Raw genomic sequence first — 11,017 nt, 5'->3', positions numbered from 1 at the left:
GGCTCGCTCCCACATTGAAATGCATACCCCTGTGGGAGCGAGCCTGCTCGCGATGCAATATCAGAACAGATCGATCGGCGCCGCTTCATCCGCCGGCAGCGGGCTGCCTGGTGCAACGCCATTGCCCAGCTCGTTGGCCGACGGTGGGGTGTCTTCGCTCTTGAACAGCTCGAAGTACGCACCGGGAGTGCCTGGTGTAGCCGCACGGCCGCTGACCGGGTCGACCCGCAGGCTGAGGATGCCTTCCGGTTCTGGCTGGGTGTGAGGCGGTTTGTCCTTGAGGGCGGCGCCCATGTAGCTCATCCAGATAGGCAGCGCCACGGTGCCGCCGAACTCGCGGCGACCCAGACTCTCGGGCTGGTCGAAACCGGTCCAGACGGTGGTCACGTAGTCGCCGTTGTAGCCGGAGAACCAGGCGTCCTTGGATTCGTTGGTGGTGCCGGTCTTGCCTGCCAGGTCGGTACGGCCCAGGGCCAGTGCACGACGGCCGGTGCCGAGCTTGATCACGTCTTCCAGCATGCTGTTGAGAATGTAGGTGGTGCGCCCGTCAACGATGCGTTCGGCGACCGCAGGTGCCTGGGTCGCTGGAGTGGCGGCGGAGGCTTCGCCCGGAGTCGGATTCACCGTGAAAGTCTCGGCGGACGGGGCGGCGATGCCATCGCTGGCCTGATCGCCGGTAGGCACCCGTGGCGGATTGGCCACGAACAGTGTCTCGCCGTTGCGACTTTCGATCTTGTCGATGATGTACGGGGTGATCTTGTACCCGCCGTTGGCGAATGTGCTCCAGCCCGTGGCGATTTCCATCGGGGTCAGGGTGGCGGTGCCCAGGGCCAGTGACAGGTTGCGGGGCAGGTCCTGCTTGTTGAAGCCGAACCGGGCGATGTAGTCGATGGTGCGATCTACCCCCAGCGCCTGCAACAGGCGGATCGACACCAGGTTGCGCGACTTGTACAGCGCCTCGCGCAGACGGATCGGGCCGAGGAAGGTGTTGGTGTCGTTCTTCGGGCGCCAGACCTTGTCCAGGTATTCGTCGACAAACACGATGGGCGCGTCATTCACCAGGCTCGCAGCGGTATAGCCGTTATCCAGCGCGGCGCTGTAGACGAACGGCTTGAAGCTCGAGCCCGGCTGGCGCTTGGCCTGCAATGCGCGGTTGTAGTTGCTCTGCTCGAAGGCGAAGCCACCCACCAGGGAGCGGATCGCGCCGTCCTGCGGATCGAGGGACACCAGGGCGCCCTGGGCGGCCGGGATCTGGCTGAACTTGAGGGTGTTGTCCGGCTGGCGCTGCACCCGGACCAGATCGCCGACCTGGGCCACGTCCGATGGCTGCCGGGGTGCGGCGCCCATGCTGTTGGTATTGAGGAACGGACGGGCCCACTTCATGGTGTCCCATTTCACGTGTTCCTCAAGCTCGCCGTTGCGCGTCAGGACCTTGATACCGTCCTTGTCCACCTGGGTGACGATCGCCGGTTCCAGGCTGCTGATGGTGCGCTGTTTGGTCAGCTCAAGGGCCCAGGCTTCCCTGGTCTTGCCTGGCAGGCGCGATTCGGGACCACGGTAGCCGTGGCGCTGATCGTAGGTCATCAGGCCTTCGTGCAGCGCGGTGTTGGCCATTTCCTGCAGGTTGCTCGGCACCGTGGTGGTCACGCGGAACCCTTCGGTGTAGGCATCGCTGCCATAGCGTCCGACCATCTCGGCCCGGGCCATTTCGGCGATATACGGGGCATTCACTTCCGGTGTTGGCACGTGATAGCTGGCGTTCAATGGCTCGTTGATCGCGGCGGTGTAGTCGGCCTCGCTGATCTTGCCGAGTTTGTACATGCGCCCCAGGATCCAGTCGCGACGCTCCTTGCTGCGCGCCGGGTTGGCCAGCGGATTGAAGCGCGACGGTGCCTTGGGCAGGCCGGCGATCATTGCCATCTGCGCCAGGCTCACATCACGGATCGACTTGCCGTAATACACCTGGGCCGCCGCCTCGATGCCATAGGCGCGGTTGCCCAGGTAGATCTTGTTCACGTACAGCTCGAGGATTTCATCCTTGGTCAACTGCCGTTCGATCTGCAGGGCCAGGAGAATTTCGGTGGTCTTGCGCGAGAAGCTGCGCTCGCTGGTCAGGAAGAAGTTCTTGGCCACCTGCATGGTGATGGTGCTGCCGCCGGACTGGATGTGCCCGCTCTTGACCAACTGGCTGGCGGCACGCATCAGGCTGCCCGGATCGACGCCATAGTGGTTGGCGAAGTTGTCGTCTTCGGCACTGAGTAACGCATTGATGAAATTGGGGGGGATGTCGGCGAAGCGGATCGGCGTGCGGCGCATTTCGCCAAATTCGGCGATCAGCTTGTTGTCGCTGCTGTATACCCGCAGAGGAATCTGCAACTGAATACTTCTCAGCGCCTCCACGGATGGCAATCCCGGACTAAGGTAAAGAAACGCACCGCTCAGACCCAAGAGCAGTCCGCAGAAAACGGCGATGACGGACCATCCGAAAAATTTCAGCAGACGAATCAAGGCTTTTGGATATCCAGGCAAAGAATGAAAAAGACGCCAGGTGCAGGGAAGGACCCGTGCTTGCAGCAAAGCGAAAAAAACGCTGCGCATTATAAGCATTTTTTTCCGTCGGAAACGCCATCCGGACGTCCGTCGGGCTGGGGTGATTGAACGCAATGCGTATTAGAGAGTCCGTAACTCACGGATAGTCATAGGGAATTGGTAGTGCTACGACTCTTCAATAAAAAAACCCATACGCTTCTGGGCATTGACATCAGCTCCACATCGGTGAAGCTGCTCGAGTTGAGCCGCCAGGGTGACCGTTACCGTGTCGAGTCCTACGCGGTCGAACCGTTGCCGGCCAACGCCGTGATCGAGAAGAACATCGCCGAGCTCGAGGGGGTCGGGCAGGCGTTGTCCCGGGTTTTGATCAAGGCCAAGACACCCACGCGCAGTGTGGCGGTGGCCGTGGCGGGTTCGGCAGTGATCACCAAGATCATCGAGATGGATGCGGGGCTTTCCGACGACGAGATGGAGAACCAGCTCAAGATCGAGGCGGACCAGTACATTCCTTATCCACTGGATGAAGTGGCCATCGATTTCGAGGTCGTGGGCGTGTCTGCGCGCAACAGCGAGCGGGTCGAGGTGCTGCTGGCGGCCTGTCGCAAGGAAAACGTCGAGGTTCGCGAGGCTGCGCTGGCGCTGGCGGGGCTGACGGCTCGGGTGGTCGATGTGGAAGCCTATGCGTTGGAGCGCGCCTTTGGCCTGCTCGCCACACAACTGGCGGCGTCCCAGGAGCGGTTGACCGTTGCGGTGATCGATATCGGCGCCACCATGACCACCCTGAGCGTGCTGCACAACGGACGCATCATCTATACCCGTGAGCAACTGTTCGGCGGTCGCCAACTCACCGAGGAAATCCAGCGGCGCTATGGCCTGACCCTCGAGCAGGCCGGCCTGGCAAAGAAGCAGGGCGGTTTGCCGGACGATTACCTCAGCGAAGTGCTGCAACCCTTTCGCGAGGCGTTGGTGCAGCAGGTTTCGCGGTCGCTGCAGTTTTTCTTCGCTTCGGGCCAGTACAGCGCGGTGGACCACATCCTGTTGGCCGGAGGCACGGCGTCAGTCGCCGGGTTGGATCGCCTGATCGAACAGCGCCTGAGCACGCCGACCCATGTGGCCAATCCGTTTTCCAACATGGCCCTGGGCAGCAAGGTCAATGCCGGTGCCCTGGCCAGTGACGCGCCGGCACTGATGATCGCTTGCGGGCTGGCCCTCAGGAGTTTCGACTGATGGCACGGATCAACCTTCTTCCCTGGCGCGAAGAGCTTCGTGAAGAACGCCGCAAACGCTTCCTGCTGGCATTGGTGGGGGCGCTGGTCGGCGCGGTGGGGGTGACCTTGATCGGCGTTCAGTACCTGCACAGTGCCATCAATCACCAACTGGCGCGCAATGGGCACATCACTGAGCAGATCGCGGTGCTGGACGAGCGCATCAAGCAAATCAGCGAGCTGAAAGCCCGTCGCCAACAACTGGTGGAGCGCATGCGCATCATCCAGGACCTACAAGGAAATCGGCCGGTCAGCGGACGCATCTTTGACCAATTGGTACGGACGTTGCCGGACGGGGTGTATTTCACCGAAGTGAAAATGGAAGACAAGACGCTCTCCATCAAGGGCGCCGCGGAATCCAACCACCGGGTCTCGGATCTGATGCGCAACCTGGACGCGTCGGATCTGTTCGACGCGCCCAGCCTGACGGAAGTCAAGGCCACGACCGCTGGCCAGCTCGACCAGGCCAACGTGTTCCAACTGACGGTCCGACAGACCCAGCCGGCCGACGCGGAGGACGCCCAATGAGGCCGGGGGAGTGGTTCGACGCGCTGCGCAAGGTCGACTTCCGTGACCTGGACACCAACAACGTCGGTTCCTGGCCGTTGCCGGTCAAATGGTTGGCCGGTGTCCTGCTGGTAGTCCTGGTCCTGGGGTTGGGCTATAACTTTGCCGTGAGCGACCTGGAGGATGAGTTGCAGCAGGTGCGCGAGGAAGAAAACACCCTCAAGGCGCAATTCGCGGGCAAGGCCCACATGGCCGCGAACCTGGAGCGCTATACCGAGCAGATGAAGCAAATGGAAACCTCCTTTGGTGTGCTGTTGCGGCAATTGCCCAGCGACACCGAAGTGCCTGGCCTGCTGGAAGACATCACCCGCACCGGCCTGGGCAGCGGCCTGGAGTTCGAGGAGATCAAGCTGCTGCCCGAAGTGACCCAGCCGTTCTACATCGAACTGCCGATCCAGATCACGGTGACCGGTGGCTACCATGACCTGGCGACATTCGTCAGCGGTGTTGCCGGGCTGCCCCGCATTGTCACGCTGCACGATTTTGACATTGCCCCCGCGGACCCCGAGTCGGGCTCGAAGCTACGCATGAGCATCCAGGCCAAGACCTATCGGTACAACGAGCAGGGGGCGCAGCCATGAAGCCGCTCCGCTGCATGGGCCTGCTGGCCGGGCTTGTTCTGCTGGCCGGCTGTAACAACGACAGTGGCTTCGAGGACCTGGACGCCTACATGAACGAGGTGCGGTTGCGCCCGCCCGGCAAGATCGAGCCGACGCCGACGTTCAAGCCAAACGAAACCTTCACCTACAGCGCGTCCGACCTGCGCAGCCCGTTCTCGCGGCAGGTCCGGGTGGATCAGGCCGAACGGCAAAAAGGTTCGCGCAATGTCCGGCCCGATCCGAACCGGGTCAAGCAGTACCTCGAAGGCTTCAACATCGAACAGTTTGAAATGGTCGGCACGATCGCCAATGCCAGTGGCTCCTATGCGCTGCTGCGCGGTGCGGGCGGGGTGCATCGGCTCAAGGTCGGTGACTATCTGGGGCGCAACGACGGGCGAATCGTCGCCGTCAGCGCCACCCAGGTCGATGTGGTCGAAATCGTTCCCGATGGCGAAGGTGCCTGGCTGGAGCGACCACGGACCATCCCTTTGAAAGAGCACTCAGTGGAACTCGAACAATGAACAGGATTTTTACAGCCCTCGGTGTTTCGCTATGGATAGCGCTGATGTCACCGACGGTGCTTGGGGCGAACCTGAAGGCGCTGGATGTTGCGGCTTTGCCGGGAGACCGGGTCGAGTTGAAGCTCTCTTTCGACGGGCCACCGCCAACGCCTCGTGGCTATACCACCGAACAACCGGCCCGGATTGCCCTGGACCTGCCTGGGGTGACCAGCCAGCTGGCGCGCAAGACCCAGGACCTGGGCAGCGGTAACGCACGCAGCGCCACCGTCGTCGAGGCGGGGGACCGCACCCGATTGATCATCGGCCTCACCCAATTGGTGCCATATAACGCTCGGGTCGAGGGCAACAATCTGTTCGTGGTGGTCGGTAAAGGCGCGGAGCCGAAAACGATTGCCCAGGCCCCACGCCCAGCAGCTGCCGGCGCGGTGCCCGCCAGGAGCAACGCACCGGTGGGCCGGGCCATTCGTGGCGTGGACTTCCAGCGCGGGACCCAGGGTGAAGGCAACGTGGTGATCGACCTGTCGGACCCGTCCATTGCGCCGGATATCCAGGAGCGGGAAGGCAAGATCATCCTCAACTTCGCCAGGACCCAACTGCCAGAACCATTGCGAGTGCGCCTGGACGTCAAGGACTTCGCCACCCCGGTGCAGTTCGTCAATGCCAGCGCCGGTTCCGACCGGGCCACCATCAGCATCGAGCCCGGCGGTACCTTCGATTACTCCACCTACCAGACCGACAACAAACTGACCGTCAGTGTCCGTCCGATGACAGTCGAGGACTTGCGCAAGCGCGACACCGACCGTGCCGCCTACAGCGGTGAAAAGCTGTCCCTGAACTTCCAGGACATCGAAGTGCGCTCGGTCCTGCAGCTGATTGCCGATTTCACCAACCTGAACCTGGTGGCAAGCGACACGGTGCAAGGGGGGATCACCTTGCGATTGCAGAATGTTCCCTGGGACCAGGCGTTGGATCTGGTCCTGAAGACCAAGGGGCTGGACAAGCGCAAGGTCGGCAACGTGTTGCTGGTAGCCCCCGCCGATGAGATTGCGGCTCGCGAGCGCCAGGAGTTGGAGTCCCAGAAACAGATTGCCGACCTGGCGCCGCTGCGGCGAGAGCTGTTGCAGGTCAACTATGCGAAGGCGGCGGACATCGCCAAGCTGTTCCAATCGGTGACCAGCGCCGAAGCGAAAGCCGATGAACGTGGCACGATCACGGTGGATGAGCGAACCAATAACATCATTGCCTACCAGACCCAGGATCGGCTCGACGAATTGCGTCGGATCGTGGCCCAGCTGGATATTCCGGTGCGCCAGGTGATGATCGAGGCCCGGATTGTCGAGGCCAACGTCGATTACGACAAAAGCCTGGGGGTGCGTTGGGGCGGCTCGGTGCAGAACCAGGGCAACTGGAACTCTTCGGGTGTGACCAACGGCAGCTCCACCACTATCGGCACGCCGGGCAGCACCAGCACCAACCAGCCGTTCGTCGACATGGGCGCGGCAGGCAATACGTCGGGTATCGGCATTGCGTTCATCACTGACAACGTACTGCTGGATCTGGAGCTGACGGCCATGGAGAAAACCGGCAACGGGGAAATCGTCTCCCAGCCCAAGGTGGTGACTTCGGACAAGGAGACCGCGAAAATCCTCAAGGGCACGGAAATTCCCTACCAGGAAGCCAGTTCCAGTGGCGCGACCTCGGTGTCGTTCAAGGAAGCCTCGCTGTCGCTGGAGGTAACCCCGCAGATCACGCCGGACAACCGCATCATCATGGAGGTCAAGGTCACCAAGGATGAACCGGACTACCTGAACAAGGTGCAGGAAGTACCACCGATCAAGAAGAACGAAGTCAACGCGAAGGTGCTGGTCAATGACGGCGAGACCATTGTGATTGGCGGGGTTTTCTCAAATACTCAGAGCAAGGTTGTAGATAAGGTGCCATTTCTTGGCGATGTGCCGTATCTTGGCCGCCTTTTCCGGCGTGATCTGGTTTCGGAGAAAAAATCCGAGCTGCTGGTATTCCTCACTCCGCGTATCATGAATAACCAGGCGATTGCTGTGAGTCGTTGATTCTGTGCGAAATTTGATTCTTGTTGGGCCGATGGGCGCTGGAAAAAGCACCATCGGCCGTTTGCTGGCCAAAGAGCTGCGCCTGCCGTTCAAAGATTCCGACAAGGAAATTGAATTGCGCACGGGCGCCAATATCCCGTGGATTTTCGACAAGGAAGGCGAACCAGGCTTTCGTGATCGCGAGCAGGCGATGATCGCCGAGCTGTGCGCATTCGAAGGCGTGGTGCTGGCCACCGGTGGCGGCGCCGTGATGCGCGAAGCCAACCGTCGGGAACTGCATGCCGGCGGACGGGTGGTCTATCTGCACGCCTCCGTCGAACAGCAGGTCGGTCGTACCGCCCGGGACCGCAACCGTCCGCTGTTGCGTACCGCCGATCCGGCCAAGACCCTGCGGGACCTGCTGGAGCTGCGTGATCCGCTGTACCGGGAAATCGCCGACCTGGTGGTGGAAACCGATGAGCGGCCGCCGAGGATGGTGGTGCTGGAGATTCTCGAACGTCTGCAGCAATTGCCTCCCCGTTAATGCACCACGGGAAATGCGCTATCCTCGCCGTCTCGTCGTTATCCGTCGGGGCGTGGCACATGGCCGCCGAGTGGCGTCATGGCAGGCACCGTGGACTTTTCGTTAATTGCAGGCAGGACGCCTGATTCCATCTTCACCGTGGGGACACATGCAGACACTAAAGGTCGACCTGGGCGAGCGCAGCTACCCGATTCACATTGGCGAAGGCTTGCTGGACCAGCCGCAACTGCTGGCGCCACATATCGCCGGGCGGCAAGTGGCGATCATCTCCAACGAAACCGTCGCCCCTTTGTATCTGGAGCGCTTGACCCGCAGTCTGTCAGCCTTTTCGGTCATTTCCGTGGTGTTGCCCGATGGCGAGGCGTTCAAGAACTGGGAAACCCTGCAACTGATCTTCGACGGCCTGCTGACCGCACGGCATGACCGGCGCACCACGGTGGTGGCCCTGGGCGGTGGCGTGATCGGCGACATGGCCGGTTTTGCCGCAGCCTGCTACCAGCGCGGCGTCGACTTCATCCAGATCCCCACCACCTTGCTGTCCCAGGTCGACTCGTCGGTGGGCGGCAAGACCGGGATCAACCATCCGCTGGGCAAGAACATGGTCGGCGCTTTCTATCAGCCCAACGTGGTGCTGATCGATACCGCTACCCTCAATACCTTGCCGGCCCGTGAGCTGTCCGCAGGGCTGGCGGAAGTCATCAAGTACGGGCTGATCTGCGACGAGCCGTTCCTGGGGTGGCTTGAAGACAACGTCGACCGCCTGCGGGAACTGGACCAGGCTGCCCTGACCTACGCGATCGAGCGCTCCTGCGCAGCCAAGGCCGCAGTGGTCGGTGCCGATGAACGTGAGTCGGGTGTACGGGCCACGCTCAACCTGGGCCACACCTTTGGACACGCCATCGAGACCCACATGGGGTATGGTGTCTGGCTACATGGCGAGGCGGTAGCGGCCGGTACGGTCATGGCCCTGGAAATGTCCGCGCGCCTGGGCTGGATCAGCGAGCAGGAGCGTGATCGCGGCATTCGTCTCTTCCAGCGCGCCGGGCTACCGGTGGTGCCTCCCGAGGAAATGACCGAGGCCGATTTTCTCGAACACATGGCAATCGACAAGAAAGTGATCGATGGTCGTCTGCGTCTGGTGCTGCTGCGCCGCATGGGCGAAGCGGTGGTGACCGACGATTATCCGAAAGAGGTTCTACAGGCCACGCTGGGCGCGGATTACCGCGCCTTGGCTCAGCTTAAAGGTTAATAAGATTCCGATGACTAGTTTGCATGCCGACGAGGCTTTCCTCGGCCATTTCCAATTGAGTCACGACCCCTTCGCTCCACGGGTCCCCGGCTTCAAATTCTTTCCGGCCCAGCGCAAGCCGGTATTGGGTCAGTTGCATCACCTGGCGCGCTACAGCCAATTGCTGCTGGTAGTGACCGGTCCCCAGGGCAGTGGCAAGACCTTGCTGCGCCAGGCCCTGGTGGCCAGCACCAACAAACAGTCGGTGCAAAGCGTGGTGGTCTCGGCCCGGGGTGCCGGTGATGCTGCCGGTGTGTTGCGCCAGGTCGCCCAGGCGTTGAACCTGGCCCAGGCCGAAGTGGGTGCGATTCTCGACCAGATCGTCCAGTTGGCGCTGACCGGGCAGGAAGTCTATCTGCTGGTGGATGACGCCGAGCAGCTCGACGAGTCGGCCCTGGAAGCCCTGCTGGCGCTGGCGGCCGGTGCGCCGGAGGGGCGCCCCCATGTGTTCCTGTTTGGCGAGTCGTCGTTGATCGCCGATCTGGAGCAGTTGGAGCTCGAGGAAGAGCGCTTCCATATCATCGAGCTGGCGCCCTACACCGAAGAAGAAACGCGTGAATACCTGGATCAACGTCTTGAAGGCGCTGGCCGGGGTATCGAACTTTTTACCGCCGATCAGATCTCTGAGATTCACGAAGGCTCCGGCGGTTGGCCTGGCAACATCAACCAGGTCGCTCGGGATGCCTTGATCGAAGTCATGATTGCCAGCCGCTCAGCGGTGAAGCGTCCAACTATGGGGTTCAACATGCCGAAGAAACACGTATTGGCGATTTCCGCCGTCGTCGTGGTCGCGGTCGTCGCCGCCTGGCTGATGCCGGGTCGCAACAAGGCGCCGACGACCGGCGCTCCAGCCAACGAACAGGCACAACTGCCCCTCGGCCAAGGGGCGCCGAAACCCAATGGTGGCGCGCCGGCGGTGGAATTTGCCGGCAGCACCCAGCCGATGCCGTTACCGTTGGTCGGCCAGTCGCAACCGGTCATGCGCGGGCCCCTGGCTGAAGCTGCCGGCGGAATCACCGAGGGTGACGATGGCGCGGCACCACCGATCGACGATGGCGACACGCCGCCGACCGTGACCACCACGGCACCGCCTGCGGGCGTGCCTGCTGGCCCGGCTCCGACACCCGCCCCCGCACCTGCTCCGGCCGCCAAGCCGACTCCGGCTCCGACCCAGGTAGCAACGGCCAAGCCTGCCCCGGCGCCGGCCGCCAAGCCGACGCCTGCCCCGGCCGCCAAGCCTGCTGCACCGGCCAAGGCCGCGGGTGGCAACTGGTACGCCGGCCAGGCACCGAGTAACTACGTCGTACAGATTCTCGGCACCAGCTCCGAAGCCACCGCGCAGAACTTCGTCAAGGAGCAGGGCGGCGAGTATCGTTATTTCAAGAAAGTCCTCAACGGCAAGCCGCTGTATGTGATCACTTACGGCAGCTTTGCCAACCGTGATGCAGCTGTTTCCGCTATCAAGGCCTTGCCAGCGAAGGTTCAGGCTGGTAAACCTTGGCCTCGCACTGTCGCCAGCGTCCAACAGGAACTGGCTGCAACTCGCTGAAGATTCGGCGGCCTTACCCAGGCCGCCTCTCCCGGCAACCTCAACATTTCCGCAAGAGCGAGCGACCTGTCAGGCCGCGCGCCTTG

Annotated in this window: 9 protein-coding genes; 8 read left to right on the top strand and 1 reads right to left on the bottom strand. The window is 62.2% G+C overall.

What is annotated here, in order from left to right:
• Positions 1–60: 60 nt before the first annotated feature.
• Positions 61–2,505, bottom strand: a complete 2,445-nt coding sequence (locus ACODTO_RS11890) for a penicillin-binding protein 1A (protein ID WP_489106470.1) — start codon at positions 2,503–2,505, stop codon at positions 61–63.
• A 207-nt stretch (positions 2,506–2,712) separates the two neighbouring features.
• Between ACODTO_RS11890 and ACODTO_RS11885 the strand changes: the two genes are divergently transcribed.
• From ACODTO_RS11885 to ACODTO_RS11850, 8 genes are all read left to right on the top strand, one after another.
• Positions 2,713–3,777 (top strand): pilus assembly protein PilM, encoded by a 1,065-nt coding sequence (locus ACODTO_RS11885; protein WP_139646505.1) that lies wholly within the window; start codon positions 2,713–2,715, stop codon positions 3,775–3,777.
• Entirely contained in the window at positions 3,777–4,343 is a 567-nt protein-coding gene (locus tag ACODTO_RS11880; RefSeq protein ID WP_175384598.1) for a PilN domain-containing protein, read from the top strand. Before ACODTO_RS11885 ends, ACODTO_RS11880 begins: the two co-directional genes overlap by 1 nt.
• On the top strand, positions 4,340–4,963 hold the full coding sequence (gene pilO / locus ACODTO_RS11875) for a type 4a pilus biogenesis protein PilO (RefSeq protein WP_139646509.1): 624 nt from the start codon (positions 4,340–4,342) through the stop codon (positions 4,961–4,963). The genes ACODTO_RS11880 and pilO overlap by 4 nt, the downstream gene beginning before the upstream one ends.
• Positions 4,960–5,502, top strand: a complete 543-nt coding sequence (locus ACODTO_RS11870; protein WP_175361852.1) for a pilus assembly protein PilP — start codon at positions 4,960–4,962, stop codon at positions 5,500–5,502. The genes pilO and ACODTO_RS11870 overlap by 4 nt, the downstream gene beginning before the upstream one ends.
• Complete coding sequence (locus ACODTO_RS11865) at positions 5,499–7,571, top strand: type IV pilus secretin PilQ (protein ID WP_139646513.1); 2,073 nt, start codon at positions 5,499–5,501, stop codon at positions 7,569–7,571. The genes ACODTO_RS11870 and ACODTO_RS11865 overlap by 4 nt, the downstream gene beginning before the upstream one ends.
• A gap of 4 nt (positions 7,572–7,575) precedes the next feature.
• Positions 7,576–8,094 (top strand): shikimate kinase AroK, encoded by a 519-nt coding sequence (gene aroK, locus ACODTO_RS11860; protein WP_041020548.1) that lies wholly within the window; start codon positions 7,576–7,578, stop codon positions 8,092–8,094.
• A gap of 148 nt (positions 8,095–8,242) precedes the next feature.
• On the top strand, positions 8,243–9,343 hold the full coding sequence (aroB, locus tag ACODTO_RS11855) for a 3-dehydroquinate synthase (protein WP_139646515.1): 1,101 nt from the start codon (positions 8,243–8,245) through the stop codon (positions 9,341–9,343).
• 10 nt (positions 9,344–9,353) lie between these two features.
• Positions 9,354–10,931, top strand: coding sequence for an AAA family ATPase (locus ACODTO_RS11850; protein ID WP_139646517.1), 1,578 nt, complete (start codon positions 9,354–9,356; stop codon positions 10,929–10,931).
• Positions 10,932–11,017 lie beyond the last annotated feature (86 nt).

This window comes from Pseudomonas sp. FG13, from assembly GCF_057809755.1.
This window is presented reverse-complemented; position numbering and strand designations above follow the sequence as displayed.